General features: G+C 72.5%; 18 protein-coding genes. 5 read left to right on the top strand and 13 right to left on the bottom strand.

Going from position 1 to position 21,898, the window contains the following annotated elements; all coding sequences use genetic code 11:
• Window positions 1–86: 86 nt before the first annotated feature.
• The 10 genes from NFU81_RS12240 to NFU81_RS12195 all read right to left on the bottom strand — a co-directional run bounded on the left by NFU81_RS12240 (window position 87) and on the right by NFU81_RS12195 (window position 12,234).
• The gene (locus tag NFU81_RS12240; RefSeq protein WP_251489068.1) at window positions 87–1,367 is read right to left on the bottom strand and encodes a coiled-coil domain-containing protein; all 1,281 of its coding nucleotides are present in this window, start codon (window positions 1,365–1,367) and stop codon (window positions 87–89) included.
• A gap of 30 nt (window positions 1,368–1,397) precedes the next feature.
• Window positions 1,398–2,324, bottom strand: coding sequence for a glutamate ABC transporter substrate-binding protein (locus tag NFU81_RS12235; RefSeq protein ID WP_422665188.1), 927 nt, complete (start codon window positions 2,322–2,324; stop codon window positions 1,398–1,400).
• Between the two features lie 95 nt (window positions 2,325–2,419).
• Window positions 2,420–3,874, bottom strand: a complete 1,455-nt coding sequence (locus tag NFU81_RS12230) for a hypothetical protein (protein WP_422665181.1) — start codon at window positions 3,872–3,874, stop codon at window positions 2,420–2,422.
• Between the two features lie 193 nt (window positions 3,875–4,067).
• A complete protein-coding gene (locus tag NFU81_RS12225; protein ID WP_251489066.1) occupies window positions 4,068–5,051 on the bottom strand; it encodes an N-acetylglucosamine kinase in 984 nt (327 codons plus the stop codon).
• 59 nt (window positions 5,052–5,110) lie between these two features.
• On the bottom strand, window positions 5,111–6,388 hold the full coding sequence (locus tag NFU81_RS12220; RefSeq protein WP_251488720.1) for a 6-phospho-beta-glucosidase: 1,278 nt from the start codon (window positions 6,386–6,388) through the stop codon (window positions 5,111–5,113).
• Window positions 6,385–7,290, bottom strand: a complete 906-nt coding sequence (locus tag NFU81_RS12215) for a carbohydrate ABC transporter permease (RefSeq protein WP_251488717.1) — start codon at window positions 7,288–7,290, stop codon at window positions 6,385–6,387. Before NFU81_RS12215 ends, NFU81_RS12220 begins: the two co-directional genes overlap by 4 nt.
• Before the next feature lie 122 nt (window positions 7,291–7,412).
• Window positions 7,413–8,363 carry a carbohydrate ABC transporter permease gene (locus tag NFU81_RS12210; RefSeq protein ID WP_251488716.1) on the bottom strand — a complete coding sequence of 317 codons (951 nt, stop codon included), beginning with the start codon at window positions 8,361–8,363 and terminating at the stop codon, window positions 7,413–7,415.
• On the bottom strand, window positions 8,363–9,694 hold the full coding sequence (locus NFU81_RS12205) for an extracellular solute-binding protein (protein ID WP_251488712.1): 1,332 nt from the start codon (window positions 9,692–9,694) through the stop codon (window positions 8,363–8,365). The genes NFU81_RS12210 and NFU81_RS12205 overlap by 1 nt, the downstream gene beginning before the upstream one ends.
• A 99-nt stretch (window positions 9,695–9,793) precedes the next feature.
• Window positions 9,794–11,020, bottom strand: coding sequence for an ROK family transcriptional regulator (locus NFU81_RS12200; RefSeq protein ID WP_251488709.1), 1,227 nt, complete (start codon window positions 11,018–11,020; stop codon window positions 9,794–9,796).
• 167 nt (window positions 11,021–11,187) lie between these two features.
• A complete protein-coding gene (locus tag NFU81_RS12195; protein ID WP_251488708.1) occupies window positions 11,188–12,234 on the bottom strand; it encodes a mechanosensitive ion channel family protein in 1,047 nt (348 codons plus the stop codon).
• Between the two features lie 257 nt (window positions 12,235–12,491).
• Between NFU81_RS12195 and NFU81_RS12190 the strand changes: the two genes are divergently transcribed.
• From NFU81_RS12190 to NFU81_RS12180, 3 genes are all read left to right on the top strand, one after another.
• Window positions 12,492–13,028, top strand: a complete 537-nt coding sequence (locus tag NFU81_RS12190) for an HNH endonuclease (RefSeq protein WP_033172826.1) — start codon at window positions 12,492–12,494, stop codon at window positions 13,026–13,028.
• A gap of 152 nt (window positions 13,029–13,180) precedes the next feature.
• On the top strand, window positions 13,181–15,751 hold the full coding sequence (pepN, locus tag NFU81_RS12185; protein WP_251489064.1) for an aminopeptidase N: 2,571 nt from the start codon (window positions 13,181–13,183) through the stop codon (window positions 15,749–15,751).
• A 31-nt stretch (window positions 15,752–15,782) separates the two neighbouring features.
• Window positions 15,783–16,370, top strand: a complete 588-nt coding sequence (locus NFU81_RS12180) for a GNAT family N-acetyltransferase (RefSeq protein ID WP_422665187.1) — start codon at window positions 15,783–15,785, stop codon at window positions 16,368–16,370.
• A gap of 16 nt (window positions 16,371–16,386) precedes the next feature.
• Here the strand turns inward: NFU81_RS12180 and NFU81_RS12175 are convergent, their stop codons facing one another.
• On the bottom strand, window positions 16,387–17,718 hold the full coding sequence (locus NFU81_RS12175) for an MFS transporter (RefSeq protein ID WP_251488703.1): 1,332 nt from the start codon (window positions 17,716–17,718) through the stop codon (window positions 16,387–16,389).
• Window positions 17,719–17,823: 105 nt separating this feature from the next.
• On the opposite strand from NFU81_RS12175, the gene NFU81_RS12170 reads away from it, so the two are divergent.
• On the top strand, window positions 17,824–18,312 hold the full coding sequence (locus NFU81_RS12170) for a MarR family winged helix-turn-helix transcriptional regulator (protein WP_251488701.1): 489 nt from the start codon (window positions 17,824–17,826) through the stop codon (window positions 18,310–18,312).
• A 279-nt stretch (window positions 18,313–18,591) separates the two neighbouring features.
• On the opposite strand, the gene NFU81_RS12165 is transcribed toward NFU81_RS12170, so the two are convergent.
• Both NFU81_RS12165 and malQ read right to left on the bottom strand, forming a co-directional pair.
• Entirely contained in the window at window positions 18,592–18,807 is a 216-nt protein-coding gene (locus tag NFU81_RS12165) for a hypothetical protein (RefSeq protein WP_422665186.1), read from the bottom strand.
• Between the two features lie 75 nt (window positions 18,808–18,882).
• On the bottom strand, window positions 18,883–20,937 hold the full coding sequence (gene malQ / locus NFU81_RS12160; RefSeq protein WP_251488697.1) for a 4-alpha-glucanotransferase: 2,055 nt from the start codon (window positions 20,935–20,937) through the stop codon (window positions 18,883–18,885).
• Between the two features lie 163 nt (window positions 20,938–21,100).
• Between malQ and NFU81_RS12155 the strand changes: the two genes are divergently transcribed.
• On the top strand, window positions 21,101–21,874 hold the full coding sequence (locus NFU81_RS12155; protein WP_251488694.1) for an ABC transporter ATP-binding protein: 774 nt from the start codon (window positions 21,101–21,103) through the stop codon (window positions 21,872–21,874).
• Window positions 21,875–21,898: the final 24 nt, after the last annotated feature.

Genomic DNA, 21,898 nt, shown 5'->3' with positions numbered 1-21,898 from the left:
GGCCCGTACCGGCTACGACGGTCGTACCGTACGCGACGGTTGCGAATCCCGCGGGAACGGTGGGGGACGCCCGCGGGCACCCCTGGTCACCGTCGGTCCTGCGGCGGGCGCTGGACCCCGATCTCGGCCACCGCCTGCTGGTAGCGCTGCACGGTCCGCTCGGCCGCCGCCAGGTCGCAGGGCGCGCTCCACAGCAGCCGCCGGGCCTGGTCGTAGCGTTCGATCAGCAGCGGGTCCTCCGCCATGCCGAGCCTGGCGACCTTCGCGCGGTAGGCGTCGAGCCGGCCGCGCAGTTCGGCGCGCACCGCCAGCGGCGCGGTCACCGCGGTCAGCGACTCCCTGGCCCGCAGCAGCTCGTCGTCGGCGTGCTGCTCCAGGCTGTCCAGCAGCGGCGAGAGCCGGTGCCACTGCGCGGATCTGGTGAACTCCTCGGCCGCCGCGAGCTGTTCGTGCAGCGCGGAGGCAGGGCCGCTGACCGCCGGCACATCCGAGGCGAGGATCTTCGACAGCACCTCCACCCGGGCGCTGCGCGCCTCGGTCAGGGTGCGGTCCGCGCGGGACAGCACATCGCGCAGCCGGCCGAGCCGGTGCTCGGCGTCGTCCCTGACGTGCATCACCGCCTCGACCTCGCGGCGGATGTCGTCCAGCAGCCGGCCCGCCTGCTCGTAGCGCGAGGTGTCGGGGCGGCCGGGCGTGGGCCTGGCCCGCCAGAAGGCCAGCGGGTCGGACACGGTCTGCGCGCGCAGTTCGGTCAGCTCCGCGATCAGCCCCTCCAGCTCGTCACCGGACGGGTGCGCCCCGGGGCGCACCCCCACCGAGTGAGCCAGCGAGCGCACCCGCTGGGCATCGGCGGCCAGCAGGTCGATCCTGGCGGGCAGCGCCGACCACACGGAGTCGGCCGCGGCGACGGTCTCCATCGCCTGGTCGTACCAGCCGTTCATCCGGGTGACGAGCTGCTGGAGGCTGAGCCGCTCGGTCAGCCGCGCAGGGCCGGTCAGCGAGCGGGCGGCGTCGGGGACGGCGGCGCCGGTCACGCTGACGCCCTCGTCGCGCAGCAGTTCGGTCAGCCGCCGTAGTTCCGTCTGGGTCGGCCAGCGCCGCCGGGAGCGCAGCTCGCGGGCGGTGGTCAGGGCGTCGGTGTACGCCTCGAAGTGCGTCCACAGCGCGGTGATCGCCGCGTCGGTCTCGGCCCACCGCTCCTTGGTGACGCCCGTCAGCTCGGCGCCCTCCAGCAGCCGGCGGCCCGAATGGTCCTGGAGCGAGAGCAGCGAGGACTCGACCGCCTCGTGCTCGGTGGCCAGCCGCGCCAGGGCACGGTCGACGTCCTCCCGTCCCATCACCGGTCCGGATGGTCCCGCGACCGCCATCACGCCCTCTCTTCCCACCCTGCCCCTGACCTATTTGTACAACGGTGCGGGCGGCTGGATGCCGGGCAGCACGTCCTCCAGCCAGTTGTGGTACGAACGCTGCCACGAACCGTCGGCACGATAGGTGTTGAGCACCCTGTTGACCCGCCGCACCAGGTCGGTGTCGGCCAGGTTCATGGCCACACCGTACGGCTCCTCGGTGACGGTCGTGCCCACCAGGTGCGCCGTCGGGTCCTGCGCGGCCTGCCCCGCGCCGAGCGCGTTGTCGGTGAAGACCGCGTCGGCCAGGCCGAGTTGCAGCTGCACCAGGCAGTCGAGCTGGTTGGCGACCCGCATCACGGTGGCGCCGTGCGAGCCCTCGTTGAGCTTGTCGTCGCCCGTCGAACCGGTCGCCGTGCAGACGGTCTTGCCCTTGAGCGAGTCGTCGAAGCCGGTGATCGAGGAGTTGTCGGAGGTCAGGATCTGCTGGCCGGCGGTGAAGTAGGCGGTGGAGAAGGCGACGTCCTTGATCCGGTCGCAGTTGATGGTCATGGTGCGGACCACCATGTCGACCGTGCCCGCCTTGATGTCCGGGATGCGGTCGGCGGTCGGCACCGTCAGGTACTGCACGGCGTTCTCGTCGCCCAGGATGTCCTTGGCGATGGCCTTGACCAGGTCGATGTCGAAGCCGGCGAAGTCGCCGGTGGCGGGGTCGCGGAAGCCCCACAGGTAGCTGTTCTGGTCGACGCCGACCCGCAGCTTGCCGTACTTCCTGATCCGGGCGATCGCGGCGCCCGTGTCGGTGCCCGAGTCCGGGTTGAGGCTGCGCTCGGGCTGGGTGCACTTCTGCGAGTCGTCGTGCGCGGTGGCGTAGTGCGCCCTGACCACAGGACCCGGCTGCGCCGCGGTGATGGGGGCGGGGGCGTCCCGCAGCGGGACGAGTGCGCCGAGGAGGGCCAGCGTGCAGGCCGCCGCCATGCCGGCGACTCCGCCCCAGCCGCGCCGATGTCCGACCACCGTCCGTCTCCCTCCCGCTTGCGCCGCGTCCGTGCGCGATATCGCCAGCATCCCGCTCACCGGTATTCCGACAGCCGGCGGCCGATGCCCAGCAGCGCACCCGCCGCGGCGAGCACGGCGAGCGCCGCCGCGCCGTACGGCAGCATCGCCAGGGCGTCGCGGCCGTTGTCGGCGGCGGACTTGAACTCCTTCTGCTCCTGCGTGACGGCCTGCTGCAGGCTCGCGTCGACCGCGTCGAAGCAGTTGCCTGTCGTGTCCTTCACGTCCTTGCCGCTGCTGTCCTTGCCGCCGATGACCTCGGCGACGGCCGTGGTGTAATCCCCGGCCTTGTCGCTCTTGCGCTCAGCGGTGTGCCGCCCGCGCCAGGTCTGCACGCTCTTGACCGCGGCGTTGACGGGATCGCTGCCCGCCGAGTCGTCGGCCAGCTGCAGCGCCTGCGCCAGCACTCCGCCGACGCCCTTGGGGTCGGGGCCGGCCAGCGAGGTCATGCCGTCGGTGAAGTTCTTCTCGTAGGCGTCGCCCGAACCGCGGGCCACCAGCGTCAGGTTCTCGTCGCCGCGGGCCTGCAGCACGCCGATCCGCGCGGTGTTGAGCACCTGCATCGAGCGGGCGCCGTGCGCGTCGGAGTGTTCGAGCTGGTTGCGGGCCAGGGTGTGCCCGGCCACCAGCCACAGCAGCACCACGGCGGAGGCGGCGCTGGCGGCCAGCATGCCGTGGTTGAACACCCGGTTGGTGCGCCGGTAGTGGCGGCGCTGCGCCCAGAGCAGGGCGCCCAGCGCGACCGCGCCCACCGCCCAGGAGACGTACGGCAGCGCCTTGGCACGGGTGTAGTCGCTGCCGAGGCGGTCGGTCTCGATCTGGTAGAGCTTGTCGGCCGCGGACAGCAGGCCGCCGGGCTTGCGCATCTGGGTGTTGGCGTACCGCAGGTAGGCGCCGCCGACCGGCAGGCCCTGCCGGTTGTTGGTCTGGGCTGCCGTCACCAGTTCGACGTACTTCGGCAGTTGCTGGTTGAGCGCGGCTATCTGGGCGTGGGCCTGCGGGGAGCCCTCGCTGTTGGCCGCGGCCTGGGCGATCAGCGTCGAGGCGTTGGTGATGTCGTCCTCGTAGCGGTCGGAGACCGTCTTGGGCTGCAGGCCGCCGACCAGGAAGCCGCCGGTGACGGTGGCGTCGGCGTCGGCGAGCGAGCGGTAGATCTCCGCGGCCGTCGCGCTGAGCGGGGCGCTGTGCTTGACGACGTTGTCCGCGGCGGTGGAGCGGTCGTTGACCTGCCACGCGGTGACCGCGCCGAAGGCCACCACCAGCAGCGCGAGCCCGGCCCCGATGATCCGCAGCCGCCCCGGCTCCGTGGTCGCCGCGGCCCGCATCCGGGCTGCGGACTCCACCCAGGCCCGCCGCCGGCCGGGACCGGGGCCACCCGGCGGCGGTACGGGCACACCGCCGCGCGGTACGGGCACGCCCGCACCCCTGCGCACGTCAGGGCTACCCGCGTTCCCCGTCGGCGTGTGCGTCACATACCCTCCCCCGAGTCCGACTTGCCGCTCGTGCGGAAGTCACGCTGTCAGGCAGCAGTATGGCCGCAGCCGGTGCCATACCTCCAGCGGCCGTGTGATCTTGGCCGGTCACTACCCGCCCCCGACTGATCACACGCACCGCGCAGGGGTTCGGTTCCCGCACCCGCTGCCCGATCGCGCCCCCTCGTGCGGCTCAGCCGTAGTGCGCCCGCAGGGTGGCGTGCGCCTGCGGTGGCGCGGCCAGCTGGTCCAGGCCCAGCAGGGCCGCGCCCAGCACCGGCGGGGCGGTCACCACCCGGGTGCGCGCCTTGGGGGCGCGGGCAGTGAGCAACTCCGCGAGGGTGTCCATCAGATACGGGTTGCGGGCCGCCATCACCCCGCCGCCGAGCACCACGTCGGCCTCCTCGTCGAGCAGGTCCAGGCGGCCGAGCGCGACCACGGCCAGCGCCACGATCTCCTCGGCCTGCCTGGCCAGGATCGTCCTGGCCACCGGGTCACCGGCGTCCGAGGTCGCGAAGAGCACCGGCGTCAGCTCGTACTTCCTTTCCGCGGCCAGCAGTTCCAGGTGCAGCGCCTCGATCAGCGCGTACATCGAGCCGAGGCCGAAGTGCGCGGGCAGGGTGCGGGCCAGTTCGGTGGGCCCGCCGCGGCCGTCCTCGGCCCTGGCGGCGTACCACAGGGCCTCGTCGGCGAGCCCGGAACCGCCGCCCCAGTCACCGGAGATCTTGCCGATCGCCGGGAACCTGGCGGTGCGGCCGTCCGGCAGCATGCCGACGCAGTTGATGCCCGCCCCGCACACCACGGCCACCCCGCGCGGCTCGTCGACGCCGGACCGCAGAATCGCGAAGGTGTCGTTGGCGACCCGGGTGGTGAGCGCCCAGCCGCGCTCGTGCACGGCCGTCTCCAGGCGCTGCTCCTCGACGGGCAGGTCCGCGTTGGCCAGGCATGCCGAGGTGTACGCGGCCAGCGGCCTGCCGTCGTCGCTGCCGCCCTCGCGGACGTCGAACCCGGCGTCCGCCGCCGCCCGCTCGACGATCTCGGCCAACGCGGCGACGGCGGGGCCGACGCCGACCACCGGCGGCTGGAACCCGCCGCCGCGGGCGGCGCCGAGCACCCGCCCGTCGGCGGCGACCAGCGCCACGTCGGTCTTGCTGTTGCCCGCGTCGACGGCGAGCACGCCACCGGGCACGAGCGGCTGCTGGGGGACCTTCCCCGGCCGGGGGCTCGGGGGGATGTTCAGGCCCACGCGAAGTGCTCCCGGTTGTGCGCGATCAGACGGTCGGTCAACTGCTCGGCGAGGTCGTACTGCCCGATCAGCGGGTGGGCGAGCAGCGCGGTGAAGACCCGGTCCCTGCCGCCGCGCAGGGCGGCGTCGAGCGCCAGGTCCTCGTAGGCCGTCACGTTCGCGATCAGCCCGGCGTACAGCGGCTCGACCGGCGCCACCGGCAGCGGCTCCGCGCCGTCGCCGTTGACCGTGGCGGGCACCTCGATGACGGCGTCGTCCGGCAGGAAGGGCAGGGTGCCGTTGTTGTACGTGTTGACGACCTGCACGTCGCCGGCCGCGGGAACGTGCGCCGCTCGCAGCAGGGACGAGGCGAGGGCGACCGCGGCCTCCGAGTAGAAGGCACCGCCGCGCTTGGCCAGCAGCGCCGGCTTCTCGTCGAGTGCCGGGTCGCCGTACATCTCCAGCAGCTCCCGCTCCATCGCGGCGACCTGGGAGGCCCGCGAGGGTGCGGTCTGCAGCTCGCGCACCACCTCGTCGTGGGCGTAGTAGTAGCGCAGGTAGTACGAGGGGACGACGCCGAGCCGGTCCAGGACCGGGCGCGGCAGGTGCAGGTCCGCGGCGATGGCGTCGCCGTGCTCGGCGAGCAGCTTGGGCAGCACGTCCTCGCCCGCAGGGCCGCCGATGCGCACCCCCCGCTCCCAGGTCAGGTGGTTGAGCCCGACGTGGTCCAGGTGTACCTGCCCGGGCGCCACGCCGAGCTTGGCGGCGAAGCGGCGCTGGAAGCCGATCGCCACGTTGCACAGCCCGACGCTCTTGTGGCCGGCCTGCAGCAGCGCCCGGGTGACGATGCCCACCGGGTTGGTGAAGTCGATGATCCACGCGTCGGGCGCGGCCCGCCGGACGCGTTCGGCGATGTCCAGGACCACGGGAACGGTGCGCATCGCCTTTGCGAGGCCGCCCGCGCCGGTGGTCTCCTGGCCGATGCAGCCGCACTCCAGCGGCCACGTCTCGTCCTGGTTGCGCGCGGCCTGCCCGCCGACCCGCAGCTGGAGCAGCACCGCGTCGGCCCCCGCCACCCCCGCCTCCAGGTCGGAGGTGGTGACGACGCGGCCCGGGTGGCCCTGCTTGGCGAAGATCCGCCGGGCGAGCCCGCCGACCAGGTCCAGACGGTGCGTGTCCGGGTCGATCAGCGCCAGCTCCTCGACGGGCAGGCTGTCGCGCAGCCGCGCGAACCCGTCGATCAGCTCGGGGGTGTAGGTGGACCCGCCGCCCACGACTGCCAGTTTCATCCCTTGACTCCAGTCAGGGTCACGCCTTCGATGAAGGCCCTTTGAGCGAAGAAGAAGACCACGATCACCGGCGCCATCACCAGGACGGTCGCGGCCATTGTCAGGTTCCAGTTGGTGTGGTGCGCCCCCTTGAAGGACTCCAGGCCGTAACTCAGTGTCCAGGCAGCCGGGTTGGAACTGGCGTAGATCTGCGGGCCGAAGTAGTCGTTCCAGCAGTAGAAGAACTGGAAGAGCGCGACGGCGGCGATGGCCGGGCGGATCATCGGGACGATCACCGTGACCAGGGTGCGCAGTTCGCCGCAGCCGTCCACCCTGGCTGCCTCGGTGTACTCCTTGGGGATGGTCAGCAGGAACTGGCGCAGCAGGAAGATGGTGAAGGCGTCGCCGAAGGCCATCGGGATGATCAGCGGCCACAGGGTGCCGTCCATGCCGAGCTGCTTGGTCCAGAACAGGTACATCGGGATGATGATCACCTGGGGCGGCAGCATCATCGTGGAGATGACCAGCACCATGACCAGGTTGCGGCCGCGGAAGCGGAACTTGGCCAGTGCGTAGGCCACCGGCAGCGAGGACACCACGGTCAGCACGGTGCCGGACACCGCGTAGACCAGCGTGTTGCGCCACCAGGTGAGGAATCCCGGGGTGTCCCACACGGTACGGAAGTTGGACCACTGCCAGGAGTGCGGCCACAGGTCCCTGGTGAGGGCCTGGTTGTCGCTCATCACCGCGGTGAGGAAGACGAACACGAAGGGCAGCACGAAGAAGGCGGCGGCGGCCAGGCCGAGGGAGTGCACGGCGATCCAGTGCAGCCGTGCCTTGCGGCGGGCGGTGCGCCGGGCACGCGCGTCGGCCGGGTGCCCGGGCGCGGAGGCGGCCGGGGCGGTGAGAGTCGCTTGGGTCATGGGTGATCAGTCCACATCTCTTTCGGTCGGACTTCCTGCTCTCCCCCTGCCTTCGGCGGAAGGTGCCCCCTCCCTTCGCGGACGGCCTCGTTCCTCGGCCGGCCACTGCGGGAGTTCGGGCGTCAGTCCTCCGCCGACAGGAAGCCGTTTCGCCGGCGCATGAGCAGTGCGGTGAAGGCCATCGCCAGGACGAAGAGCACCAGGGCGATGACGCATGCCGAGCCGTAGTCGAAGCGCTGGAAGCCGCGCTCGTAGACCAGTTGCGGCAGGGTCAGGGTCGACTTGTCCGGATAGCCGGGCTCGAACTGCTGGCCCGAGTTGCCGATGATCCCGGAGGCGACCTTCCCCGCCACCAGCGGCTGCGTGTAGTACTGCATGGTCTGGATGACCCCGGTGACCACCGCGAACATCACGATCGGCGAGATGTTCGGCAGCGTCACGAAGCGGAACCGCGCCCAGGCCCCTGCGCCGTCCAGCTCGGCGGCCTCGTACTGCTCCTTGGGCACGTCGAGCAGTGCGGCCATGAAGATGACCATGAGGTCGCCGATGCCCCAGACCGCCAGGATGGTCAGGGCCGGCTTGGACCAGTGCGGGTCGGTGAACCACCCGGGGGTGGGGATGCCGAGGCCGCCCAGGATGTGGTTGACCGGGCCGGTGCCGGGGTTGAGCAGGAAGACGAAGGCCATCGTCGCGGCGACCGGCGGGGCCAGGTAGGGCAGGTAGAAGGCGGTGCGGAACAGGCCCGCGCCGGTCTTGATCTTGGTGATCAGCAGGCCCACGCCCAGGCCGAAGACGACCCGGAGCGTGACCATGACGACGACCAGCCACAGGGTGTTGCGCAGCGCCGGCCAGAACAGCGGGTAGTCCCTGAAGACGTAGGACCAGTTCTTGGTGCCGGTCCAGGTCGGCGGATTCACCCCGTTGTAGTGCATGAAGGAGAAGTAGACGGTCGACAGCAGCGGGTAGGCGAAGAAGACGCAGAATCCGATGATCCACGGCGACAGGAAGGCGAGGTTGCGCAGCGCCGCCTTGCGGCGTTTGGCCCTCAGCAGGGGGTGGACGGCGGCGCTCATCACTTGGCCTGCGCGATGTCCTTGTCGACCTGCGTGTCGACGCCCTTCAGTCCCTGTGCGAGGTCCCTGGACTTGCCCGACTCGTAGGAGTAGCCGAAGTCCTGCAGCGTCACCTGGTAGGCGCCGCCGTTGACGCTCGGCGGGGTGGTGGTGCTGTCCGGGTTCTGCGCGATGTCGAGGAAGGTCTTGAAGGACGGGTCCTGGTCGAGCTTCGGCGAGGTGAGCGCCGCCAGCGTCGAGGGCACGTTGTGGATGGCGTTGGCGAAGGAGACGACCGCGTCGGTGTCGGTGGTCATGAACTTCACCAGCTCCCAGGCCGCGTTCTTCTTGGCGCTGGTGTTGGCGATGCCGATGATCGTGCCGGACAGGTAGCCCTTGCCGTAGGACGCAGCCTGGTCGTCGGGCACCGGGAAGGGCGCCACGGCCAGGTCGTTCATCCCGGCGTCCTTGGCCATGCCGGCCCGCCACTCGCCGTCGATGCCCATGGCGACCTGACCGGTCTGCAGCGGGTTCTTGGCGCCGAACTCGTCACCGAAGCCGGCGCGGTACTTCTCCAGCTTGGAGAAGCCGCCGAGCGCCTTGACCATGTCCTGCTGCCAGCCGAACATCGCCGCGAAACCGGGGTCCTTGGCGACCTGGGACTTGCCGGAGGCGTCGAAGTACTTCACGCCCCACTGCGCGGCAATGTGCATCGGAGTCGACTCGTAGCCGTGGAAGTCCGGCATGAATCCGAGCTGGGAGTACGAGTCGCCGCTGGACTTGGTCAGCTTGACCGCGTCCGCCTTGAACTCGCTGAGGGTCTTCGGCGGCGCCTTGATGCCGGCGGCCGCGAACTCCTTGGTGTTGTAGTACAGCCCGTACGCGTCGCCCAGCAGCGGCAGCGAACACCGCTTGCCCTCGAACTGGGTGTATTCGAGCATCGGCTTGGGGAATGTCGCGGCCGGGTCGATCTTCGACTTCTGCAGGAAGGGCGCGAGGTCGGCGAAGGTGCCGGACGAGCAGAACTGGCCGACGTTGTCGGTGGTGAAGGAGGAGACGACGTCGGGCGCCTTGGAACCGCCCGCCCGCAGCGCCTGGTTGATCTTGTCGTCGGTGATGTTGCCCTGCACCTTGACGTGGATGTTGGGGTGCGCCTTCTCGAACCGGGCGACGTTGTCGTTGATCGCCTTGAGCTCGTTGGGCGCCGACCAGCCGTGCCAGAAGGTGATGGTGACGTCCTTGCTGGCGTCGTCGTCGGCCGAGGTGCTGCTCTGGCCGGTGCACGCGCTCGCGAGCAGGGTGATCGCGGCGCTCGCCGCCACAGCGGCTGCTGCCTTGCGTATACGGGACACTGCTCTTTACCTCCGGGGTACGAGGGGGTGGGCGAGGGCGTGCGGTGCCGTCGGGACGGCAGCCGGGTGCCGTTCCGCTGGGCGGTGGGGGTGGTGCGGTCAGCGCGAGGTGTCGAACACCTCGTCGCGGGTGGTGGCGAGCGCGCTTTCCAGGGCACCGCTCAGGACGGGGTGCATCTCCACGCTGCCGAGGACGAGCCGCGGCCTGGGCACGGCCAGCTCCGCGAGCTCCGACTGGATGAGGGCGCGCAGCGGCTCGCCGCCCGCGACGGCGACGTCGCCGGCCAGCACGATCAGCTCGGGGTCGAGCACGGCGACCACGGAGGCCAGGCCGACCGCCATACCGGTGGCGCAGCGGGCGAGCAGTTCCGCGTACGGCTCGGCGCCGCCCTCCCCGCCCTCGGCGTGGACCGCGGCCGCGCGGCACAGCACCGCGGCGGCGGCGTCCGGCAGCGGGCCTTCGGGGATGTCGAGGCCCAGCTCCCGTGCGTGCCGCAGCACGGCGTTGCAGCCGGCCAGCTCCTGGAAGCCGCCGTTGTTGGTCCTGGTCACGTTGCGGACCAGCGGGGTGCCGGGGACCGGCAGGAAGCCGACCTCGCCGGCGCCGCCGGTCCAGCCGCGGTGCAGCCGGCCGCCGATCATCAGGGCCGCGCCGATGCCCTCCTCGTTCCACAGCAGGACGAAGTCGTCGTGTCCGCGGGCCGCGCCGATCCGCTGCTCGGCGACGGCGGCGAGGTTGACGTCGTTGTCGTACTCCAGCGGCATCGGCAGGGCCGCGGCCAGCTCGTCGAGCAGCGCGGGGGAGTGCCAGCCGGGCAGGTGGCTGGCGTAGCGGAGCCGCCCGGTGCTGGGGTCGAAGGCGCCGGGCGTGCCGATGACCGCGCGGTGCAGGTCGGAGCGGCCGAGGCCGGCGGCCTTCACCGCGCCGTCCAGCGCCTGGACGACCTGCTCCACGGCGCTGCCGGCCCGGTGGTGCGGCGTGGGCAGCCGGAAGGAGCCGACCGTGCGGCCGGTGATGTCGGCAACCGCGGCCCTGATGCGCTCCGTGGTCACGTCGAGCCCCGCGACGTGGGCGGCGGCCGGGTTGACCGAGTAGAGCTGGGCGTTCGGCCCCGGGCGGCCCGCGGTGGTGCCGGTGGCCAGGACCAGCCCGGCCGCCTCCAGGCGGGCCAGCAGCTGCGAGGCGGTGGGCTTGGACAGGCCGGTGAGCTTGCCGATCCGGGTCCGGGAGAGCGTGCCGTGCTCCAGCAGGAGGTCGAGCGCGGCGCGGTCGTTCATGGCGCGCAGGACGCGCGGTGTACCAGGTGTGCCAGCCATGCGCGCCATCCTCCCTCAGTTCACTGTTAGGAAAGTTTCCTATTGGCAACGAAAGGTAGGCCTGCCGCAAGGGGAGCGTCAAGGGGTGCAGAAGGCCGTGCGGCCAAGTCGTTATCTACCCGCAGGGGGCCGTCCGTAGACGGCCCCCTGCGGGTGGAAGGTGTGCGGTACCGGGACTACTGCTCGCCGGCGGCCGGCGGCGGTACGGACGCGGCGCGCTGCACGGGCGCCGGGCCGTTCTCTTCGGCGCCGTCGGCGACCGGCGCGCCCTCGGCGGCCACCGCCGCCGGATCGGTCACCGTGGCGGCGGGGGTGCCGCCGGTGATCACTATGCCCTCGCGGTCGAAGGCCCGCTTGATCCGCCAGCGCAGCTCGCGCGCCACCGCCGCGGCCTGCCCCGGCATCGTCCTGGCCTGCACCTGGAGCACCACGAAGTCCGAGCCGACCGACTCCAGGCCGAGCATCTGCACCGGCTCCCACAGGTACTCGTCCCAGGGGTCTTCCTTGCTCATCGCGTCGGCGGTCTCGACGACCACCGCACGCGCCCGGTCCATGTCCTCGCCGGAGCCCACCTGGACGTCCACCACGGCCGTCGCCCAGCCCTGGCTGAGGTTGCCGATCCGCTTGACCTCGCCGTTGCGCACGTACCAGATCTCGCCGTTCTCGCCGCGCAGCTTCGTCACCCGCAGGCCCACCTCGACGACCGTGCCGGACGCCACGCCCGCGTCGATGACGTCGCCGACGCCGTACTGGTCCTCAAGGATCATGAAGACGCCTGACAGGAAGTCCGTGACCAGGTTGCGGGCGCCGAAGCCGATCGCGACGCCGGCCACGCCCGCGCTGGCCAGCAGCGGGGCCAGATCGATCTTCAGTACCGACAGGACGGTCAGCGCCGCGGTGCCCAGGATGAGGAACGACGCCACGCTCCTGAGCACCGAGCCGATCGCCTCGCTGCGCTGCTTGCGCCGCTCCGCGTTGACCAGCAGCCCGCCCAGCGCGGTCGCCGCAGCGGCCTCCGCACCCCGGTTCATCCGGTCGATCAGCCGGCTGATCGTGCGCCGCACCACCGAGCGCAGCACGATCGCGATCACCAGGATCAGCAGGATCTGCAGCCCGGCGTTCAGCCAGTCGGCCCAGTTGTCGTCCACCCAGCTTCCGGCCTGGGAGGCGGTGTGGGAGACGCTGTCGAGAGGGGCGGCGGCGGGGGGCGTCGCGGTGGACACGGGCGGAAACCTCCGGAGTGTACGAAGCCTCCACAGTAACGAAGGACCGATGCTGTTCCGTTGCCCCGTTCGAGGAGCGGAACGCCGTCAGGCGGGGGAGAAAAGGGAAGGGGCGCCTGGGGGAGGAGCAGCCGTGTGGCCCAAAACACTCTCGGTCCGTTACCCGGGCATGGTGGCGCGGCGCCCCGCCTTCCGGAGAGACTGAGACAGATCGTCCCGGCGCGAGCCACGCGCCGCCGGCGTTAAAGGAGGCATCCGTGCCGCATGTCCTGGTCCTGAACGCGTCGTACGAGCCGCTCGGCGTCGTACCGCTCCGCCGCGCGCTCGTCCTCGTACTCAATAACAAGGCCGTATGCCTAGAGGAATCCGGCGCCTATCTGCACAGCGAGTCACAGGCGCTGCCCGCGCCCAGTGTCGTGAAGCTCACCAAATTCGTCCGCGTCCCTTTTCGCGGCACCGTTCCGCTGACCCGAAGGGCGCTCTTCGCCCGGGACGGCGGCAGGTGCGCCTACTGCGGTGCCGCGGCCACCAGCGTCGACCATGTCATCCCGCGCAGCCGGGGCGGCCAGCACGCCTGGGAGAACGTGGTAGCGGCCTGCAGACGCTGCAACCACGTCAAGGCCGACCGCCACGTCGCCGAGCTCGGCTGGCGGCTGCGGCACCAACCGGCCCCGCCCTCGGGACTGGCCTGGCGGATCATCGGGACCGGTCATCGGGACCCGCGCTGGCTGCCATACCTGCAACCCTTCGGCGCGGATGACGCCCTGGCCCGGATCGACGGCATATCGGCCTGAGATCCGGGCCTTCGTGCGTCCCGGGGTGCCCCGCCCGCAGGCCGGCCGGGACACCCCGCGACGGCGTGCGCCCCGATGCCCGGGCTTTCCCCGGCGCCCGAGGGTGACATGCGAGGATGGGCGTCTCACCTGACGAGAAGGAGTGGGCCACCGTGCCTGGTACGAACCTCACGCGCGAGGAGGCGCAGCAGCGGGCCGCTCTGCTGACTGTGGACGGCTATGGGATCGAGCTGGACCTGAGCGGCGCCCAGGAGGGGGGCACCTTCAGGTCGCGGACGACGGTGCACTTCGACGTGGCCGGGGACGGCGGCGCGAGCTTCATCGACCTGGTGGCGCCCGAGGTGCACGAGGTGGTGCTGAACGGGACCGCGCTCGACCCGGCCGAGGTCTTCGCGGACTCGCGGATCGCGCTGGACTCGCTGCGCGGCGGGCGCAACGAGCTGCTGGTGGTCGCCGACTGCGCCTACACCAACACCGGTGAGGGTCTGCACCGGTTCGTCGACCCGGTGGACAAGCAGGCGTATCTGTACACGCAGTTCGAGGTGCCGGACGCGCGGCGGGTGTTCGCCAGCTTCGAGCAGCCGGACCTGAAGGCCACCTTCGCCTTCACGGTCAAGGCGCCGCAGGGCTGGACGGTCATCTCCAACTCGCCGACGCCCGAGCCGTCCGCCGACGGGGTGTGGACGTTCGAGCCGACCCCGCGGATGTCGTCGTACATCACCGCGCTGATCGCCGGTCCCTACACCTCGGTGCACGGCAGCTGGGAGGGCGAAGGCCGCAGCGTGCCGCTGGGCATCTACTGCCGCCCGTCGCTGGCCGAACACCTCGACGCCGAGGCGATCTTCGAGGTCACCCGGCTGGGCTTCGACTGGTTCCAGGAGAAGTTCGACTACGCGTACCCGTTCGCCAAGTACGACCAGCTGTTCGTACCGGAGTTCAACGCGGGCGCGATGGAGAACGCCGGCGCGGTGACGATCCGCGACCAGTACGTCTTCCGGTCGAAGGTGACCGACGCGGCGTACGAGATGCGGGCCGAGACGATCCTGCACGAGCTGGCGCACATGTGGTTCGGCGACCTGGTCACCATGGAGTGGTGGAACGACCTGTGGCTGAACGAGTCGTTCGCCACCTACACGTCCATCGCCTGCCAGGCGCACGCCGAGGGCTCGCGCTGGCCGCACTCGTGGACGACGTTCGCCAACACCATGAAGACCTGGGCCTACCGGCAGGACCAGCTGCCCTCGACCCACCCGATCATGGCGGAGATCAACGACCTGGAGGACGTGCTCGTCAACTTCGACGGGATCACGTACGCCAAGGGCGCATCGGTGCTCAAGCAGCTGGTCGCCTACGTCGGGATGGACGAGTTCTTCGCCGGCGTGCAGGCGTACTTCAAGCGGCACGCGTGGGGGAACACCCGGCTGGCCGACCTGCTGGGCGCGCTGGAGGAGACCTCCGGCCGCGACCTGAAGGCCTGGTCCAAGGCGTGGCTGGAGACCGCGGGCATCAACGTGCTGCGGCCGGAGATCACGGTGGACGCCCAGGGCGCGGTGACGTCCTTCGCGGTCCGCCAGGAGGCGCCGGCGCTGCCCGCGGGCGCCAAGGGCGAGCCCGTGCTGCGGCCGCACCGGATCGCGGTCGGGCTCTACGACCTGCGGGACGGCGCGCTGGTGCGCACCGAGCGGATCGAGCTGGACGTGGACGGCGAGCTGACCGAGGTGCCGCTCGCCGCGGGCACCCGCCGCCCCGACGTGATCCTGCTCAACGACGACGACCTGTCCTACGCCAAGGTGCGGCTCGACGAGCAGTCCCTGGCCGTGGTCCGCGGCCACGTCGGCGACTTCACCGAGTCGCTGCCGCGCGCCCTGATCTGGGCGTCGGCCTGGGACATGACGCGGGACGGCGAACTGGCCACCCGCGACTACCTGGAGCTGGTGCTGCACGGCATCGGCAAGGAGACCGACATCGGCGTGGTGCAGTCCCTGCACCGCCAGGTGAAGCTGGCCCTCGACCTGTACGCCGACCCGGCGTGGCGGGAGACCGGGCTCGCCCGCTGGACGGCCGCCGCCCAGGAGCACCTGGCCGCCGCCGCGGCCGGCAGCGACCACCAGCTGGCGTGGGCCAGGGCGTTCGCCGCGACCGCCCGCACCCCCGAGCAGCTGGACATCCTGGCCGGGCTGCTCGACGGCACGGTGGGCTACGAGGGCCTGGCCGTCGACACCGACCTGCGCTGGGCGCTGCTCAACCGGCTCGCCGTGACCGGCCGGGCCGACGAGAAGGCGATCGACGCGGAGCTGGCCCTCGACCCGACCTCGGCCGGCGAGCAGCACGCCGCCGCGGCGAAGGCCGCCCGGCCGACCGAGGCGGCCAAGGCCGAGGTGTGGGCGTCGGTCGTCGAGTCCGACAAGCTGCCCAACGCGATGCAGGAGGCCGTCATCGGCGGCTTCGTGCAGACCGACCAGCGCGAGCTGCTCGCCGCCTACAGCGAGCGGTACTTCGCCGCGATCAAGCAGGTCTGGGCGGACCGCAGCAACGAGATGGGCCAGCAGATCGTCACCGGCCTCTTCCCGACGCTGCAGGTCTCGCAGGCCACGCTGGACGCGGCCGACGCGTGGCTGGCGAGCGCCGAGCCGGTACCGGCACTGCGCCGGCTGGTCGTCGAGGCCCGCTCGGGCGTCGACCGCGCGCTGCGCGCCCAGGCCGCGGACGCGGCAGCGGGCTGACCGCGACGATACGGGTCCCCGGCCGCCGCGCCTGGGACCCGTACCGGCGGTAGGGCGGGAGTATGGGTCCGTGGCCGAGACCTTCGTACGAACCGTGCACACCGCGGACCTGACCCCCGATCAGCGTGCCGCGATCCGCCGGCTGCTGGACGGCGCCTTCGCCGGGCATCCCGACGGCGCCTTCACCGACGCCGACTGGGACCACACCCTCGGCGGCCTGCACACCGTGGTCATCGACGGCGACGAGCCGATCGGCCACGCGGCCGTCGTCCAGCGGCGGTTGCTGCACGGCGGCCGGGCGCTGCGCAGCGGCTACGTCGAGGCCGTCGCCGTGCGCGCCGACCGGCGCGGGCAGGGCCACGGGGCCGCGGTGATGGCGGTGGCCGAGCGGATCATCCAGGGCGCCTACGACCTGGGCGCCCTCGGCTCCGCCGACGCGGCGACCGGCTTCTACGCCGCCCGCGGCTGGCGCCCCTGGGCGGGCCGCACCAGCGCCCTGACACCGGACGGCGTCGTCGCCACCCCCGACGAGGACAACGGGATCTACGTCTACCCGGTGACCGCGCTGGACCTCGACGGCGAGCTGACCTGCGACTGGCGCGACGGCGACGTCTGGTGAGCCGGCCGCGCGGGCGTCAGCCCCGGGCGGCGGTCCGCGCAGGGAGGTTCGCCGGCCGGGCGGGGCTGTGCCAAGTGCGGCGCGGGGCCGGGAGGTTGACGGCCTCGGCGGGCAGGACGCGTTCCAGCCGGAGCAGCAGGCCCGCGGCGCCCAGCGAGGTGCCCACCAGCAGCAGCCAGGGCAGAGCCGCGCCCGCCGCGGTCAGCGCGGTGAAGAGCGACGGCGCCAGGATCGAGGCCAGCGACCAGGACAGCTGGTAGGCGGCCATGTAACGCCCGCGCAGCGCCTCGGGCGCCGCCGCGACGGCCAGCGAACTCGCCGCGGGATTGTGCACCGTCTCGGCGACCGTGTAGAGCGTGACCAGCGCGAGCAGCAGGCCCACTGACACCCAGCCGGCCTGCGGCCGTACGGTCGCGAGCACGGCGAGGCCGGCGAAGGCCGACGCGAAGAGCACCGCGCCCAGCGCCGCCGACCGGGTGCGGCGGGCGCCGCCGCGGCGGCTCAGCCGGGCGATGTGGACCCCGCCGACCGCGCACAGCACCGTGTTGACCGTGAAGGCGGCGCCGGTCAGCGACTGCGGGCCGTGCAGCGACCCGGCGATGAGGAGCGGGAAGAGCACCGACAGGGCCGAATACCCCAGTGCGACAAGGAAGTTGGCGCTGGTGAGGCCGAGGAAGGGGCGGTCGGCGAAGACCACCCGGTAACCGGCGCCCGCCGCCTTGGGTGCCGCCTGCGCCGCCGGCCGAGCGGGTGCCTGCACGCGGCGCATCAGCAGCCAGGCGACGGCGAAGCTCGCCGCGTTCAGCCAGGCCGCGGCGATGAAGCCGCGGTCGCCCGCGAGGGTGACCACCAGCGAGGCGAGCAGCGCGCCCGCGCCGAGCCCGCCGTTGCGCAGCGCGCGGCCGGCGGCCTGCAGCCTGTCCCGGTCCGCGCCGGTCGCGACCTCGCCGATCCAGGACTGCTGCACGGCGGGGAAGGCGCGGTCGCCGAAGGCCGTGCCGAGCGCGACGGCGGCGAACGCGGGCAGCGCGGTGGCGAACGGGTAGAGCGCGAAGCCGGCGCCGCGCACCCCGTAGAGCAGCAGTTGCACCCGCCGGGCGCCGTAGCGGTCCACCGCCGCGCCCGCGAGCGGCAGCGCCGCCATGCCGACCAGCCCGACCGCGGTGAGCACCGCGCCCACGACCGCGAAGGACAGCCCGGTGATGTGGTGGAAGAAGACCAGGCTGAACGGGACGTACATGCCGGAGCCGACCGAGTCCACCGCCATCGCGCCGAGCATGGCCTTCTCGCCGGGGAGGCGGGTGGTGGCTCTGGTGGGGGAGGTGGGGCGTGTGCGTGACGGCGGCATGTCGGTTCTCCCGCAAGTAGGTCGGTGCTAACTAGCTTAGCGCTAAGCTGCTTACGGTCAAGCAAGTTTCTTGCGACAGAGTGGTATGCGGCCGATACTGAAGAGATGGAAGCGGATGCTGTGGATGCCGTCACCGGGCAGTGGGCCGTGGAGCGGCCCGAGCTCGACACCCTTGCCATGGCCGTCTTCGGGCGCGTCTACCGCATCGCGCGGGCGATGGGGGACCGGATGGAGAGCGAGTACCTGCGGTACGGCATCGGGCGGGGGGAGTTCGACGTGCTCGGCACGCTGCGGCGGGCGGGATCGCCCTACACGCTGTCGCCGCGCGAGCTGTCGGCGACGCTGATGCTCACCACCGGGGGGATGACGGGGCGGCTGGACAAGCTGGAGCGCGCCGGGCTCCTGGTGCGGGCGCCCGACCCGCACGACCGGCGCGGGCTGCGGGTCTCGCTCACCGAGCGGGGGATCACCGTCGTCGACGAGGCACTCGTCGCGGGCCTCGCCGTCCAACAGGCCGCGCTTTCCGCGCTGGACGCGGACGAGGCGGATGTCCTTGCCGGACTTCTCCGGCGCCTCCTGGCCGCGTCCCAGTAACGCGAGCGACTCCTCGCGGCCCTGACGGCTTGCCCTCTGAGCAGAGGGTGGGCGTTTTTCAGGAGCGCGGGGAACCGCGCGCGCGACCACGACGGACCGGAAGATGCGAGCCCACAGCAAGGGGCAATCACCCAGGGGCGCGGGGAACTGCGCGACCAGCCACGACGCGGCCGCAGACAATCAACGCACCGCAGAGGGCAGGACCTCAGGGGCGCGGGGAACCGCGCGCGCAACCCACCACCGGCCGCAACCGTGGGCCGGGGGGAAGCGGCAAAGGGCTCAGCCCTGCTGCTGCTTGCGGGTCTTGTCCGTGGCCATCACGCACCCGGCGATGACGCCGAAGAGCACCAGGGGGAGGGCGACGAAGAGGCCGAGGGTCTGGATGACGCTCAGACCCGAGCCCGGGTCGTCACCGTCATCGCGCGTCAGCGCGAACGCAGGGGACGACACCAGCAGCATCACGGTGGTCACCGCGGTGACGACGCCGGCGCGCATGACCTTCTTGTTGAGCTTCTTGTCCACGTGGCCAATGTAGTGACCGCCCCGGGGACCCGCGCGCCCGGGGGTGCTTTAGGGTTCGCCGTCCGGGTCCAGGGCGCGGCGGATCTCGTCGGTGAGGGCGTGCAGCCGCCGGGACGCGGCGAGCTGTTCCAGCGTGAGCGCCTTGCCGTCGGGGTCGGCGACGGGAAGCCGCCAGTTCGGGTACTGGTCCCATGTGCCCGGGAGGTTCTGCGGACGGCGGTCGCCGACGGCGTCGGGCAGCCAGACGCCGACCATCCGGGCGGGCGTGGCCGCCAGGAAGCGGTGCACGGCCCGGACGACGGCCTCCTCGTCGGCCGCGCCCTCGGGCAGCAGCCCGAGCCGCCCGAGCAGCGCGATCCACTCGGCGACCTCCGCGGCGTCCTCCGCCTGCTCCTGCTCCAGCGGGCGGGTGAGCAGCCCCAGCCGGTGCCGCAGCTCGACGTGCTCGCCGGTCAGCCGGGCTGCGGTGCTCGGCAGGTCGTGGGTGGTCGCGGTGGCCAGGCAGGCCTCGCGCCAGGCGGCCGGGCGCAGCGGGCGGCGGTCGGCCCCCGCGCCGTCGTAGTTGCGTTCGAACCACAGCACGGAGGTGCCGAGGATGCCGCGGTCGGCGAGCTTCTGCCTGACCCCGGGCTCGACGGTGCCCAGGTCCTCGCCGATGACGACGGCGCCGGCCTCGTATGCCTCCAGGGCGAGCAGCCCGAGCATCGCGTCGGCGTCGTAGCGCACGTATGTGCCCTCGGTGGGCGGGCGGCCCTCCGGCACCCACCACAGCCGGAACAGGCCCATCACATGGTCGATCCGCAGGCCGCCGGCATGCCGCAGCATGCGGGCGATCAGGTCGCGGTACGGGGCGTACCCGGTGGCGGCGAGGGCGTCGGGGCGCCAGGGCGGCAGGCCCCAGTCCTGGCCGCGGGCGTTGAAGGCGTCCGGGGGCGCCCCCGTCGACATGCCCCTGGCCAGCACGTCCTGCATGGACCAGGCGTCGGAGCCGGCCGGGTGGACGCCGACCGCGAGGTCGTGCACCACGCCGATCGGCATCCCGGCGTCGCGTGCGGCCCGCTGGGCGGTGGCCAGCTGGCTGTCCGTCAGCCAGGTCAGCCAGCAGTGGAAGTCGACCCGCTCCAGGTGCCGGCTGCGGAGCCTGGCCACCTGCGCGGAGCGCGGGTTCTGCAGCCCGGCCGGCCACTTCTGCCAGTCGGGGCCGTGCAGTTCGGCCAGCGTGGACCAGGTGGCGTGGTCGTCGAGCGCCTGTCCCTGCGCGGCCAGGAAGTCGGCGTAGGCGGCCCGCCGGCCGGGGCTGAGCGGCACCTGGCGCAGCAGCTCCAGCGCCTGCGCCTTCAGCTCCCAGACCGCGTCCCGGTCGATGAGCGTGTCCTTGAGCAGCACGTTGTCCCGCAGGGCCGCGGCCTTGACCAGCAGCCGCCCGGCCTGCTCGCGGGCGTCCCTGGACAGGTACGCGTACTCGGGGACCTCCTCGATCCGCAGGTAGACCGGGTCGGGGAAGCGGCGCGAGGAGGGGCGGTACGGCGACGGGTCGGTGGGATGGCCCGGCACCGCCGCGTGCAGCGGGTTGATCTGGACGAAGCCGGCGCCCAGCGCGCGGCCGGACCAGGCGGCCAGCTCCGCCAGGTCACCGAGGTCGCCCATGCCCCAGGAACGCTCGGACAGCGTGGAGTACAGCTGCGCCATGAAGCCGAACGCCCGGCCCGGCGGCCCCGCGACCCGTGCAGGCGCCACCACCAGGTCGCCCCTGGCGGCCCGCCCGTCGGGGGCGGCCGCACGCAGCACGTAGCGCCCGGGCTCCCGCGGCACGGCGGCCAGGCGCTCGCCCGCCGCGGTCTCGACGCTGATCTCGGTGCCCTCGGGCAGACCGGTCAGCGGCTGCCCCGCACGCAGCACCGTGCACGGCGCCAGCAGCCGGTGGGCGGTGCGCATCTCGTGCGCGGCCAGCGCGTCCCGCACCGCGTGCGGCGTGGACGCGTCCACGCCCAGGGCGGCCAGCACGGCCACCACGGTCTCCTCGGAGACCTCGACCTCCTGGCCCGGGGCCGGTTGGTACGTCACATCCACGCCGTGCAGCGCCGCCAGCCGTGCCCGGTCCATCAAGCCTCCGCCTTCATGCGGTCTCTTCCGGTCGATCCCAGAGCCCTACCCCTTCCGGGGTGTGCCACACCCGGCGCGTTCGGTGACGGTGGGGTTGTCCCCACCCCTGAGAGGGCGGCAGACGCCATGGTTCACCCGGTCGGCACTCCGTAGCGTCGTGAACATGGCTACGAACGGCACCTCCGCTGTGGAACTCCGCTCCCTGACCCGCACCTACGGCCGCGGCGACGCGGCGGTGCGCGCGCTGCGCGGGATCGACCTCGCGCTGCCGCGCGGCAGCTTCACCGCGGTGATGGGGCCTTCGGGCTCGGGCAAGAGCACGTTCCTGCAGTGCGCGGCGGGTCTCGACCGGCCGACCGGCGGCGAGGTGCTGCTCGGCGGCGAGCCGATCACCGGTCTGAACGAGAACCGGCTGACCAAGCTGCGGCGCAGCCGTATCGGCTTCGTCTTCCAGTCCTTCAACCTGCTGCCCTCGCTGACGGTGCAGCAGAACGTGCTGCTGCCGCTGCGGCTGGCCGGAGTACGCCCGGACCGCCGCCGGGCGCAGGCGCTGCTGGCCGAGGTGGGCCTCGAAGGCCACGGGCGGCGCCGGCCCGGGCAGCTGTCGGGCGGGCAGCAGCAGCGCGTCGCCATCGCGCGGGCGCTGATCAGCCGGCCCGAGGTGGTCTTCGCCGACGAGCCGACCGGCGCGCTGGACACCGGCACCGCCCGCGACATCCTGGACCTGCTGCGGCGGGCGGTCGACACGATGGGCGCCACCGTGGTGATGGTGACGCACGACCCGGTCGCCGCCTCCCGCGCCGACCGGGTCCTCTTCCTCGCCGACGGCCTGCTGGCCGGCGAACTGCACGCCCCGACCCCGACCGCCGTCGCCGACCGCATGGTCGCCCTGACCGAGCGCCCGCAGGCCGGCCCGTCCCTGGGAGCGGCGGCATGACCGCGACGGCCGCGCCGGCGGCCC

This window comes from Actinacidiphila cocklensis, from assembly GCF_907177275.1.
GTDB lineage: Bacteria > Actinomycetota > Actinomycetes > Streptomycetales > Streptomycetaceae > Actinacidiphila > Actinacidiphila cocklensis.
The sequence above is the reverse complement of the archived record's forward strand: the minus strand, read 5'-3'. Positions and strand labels throughout refer to the sequence as shown.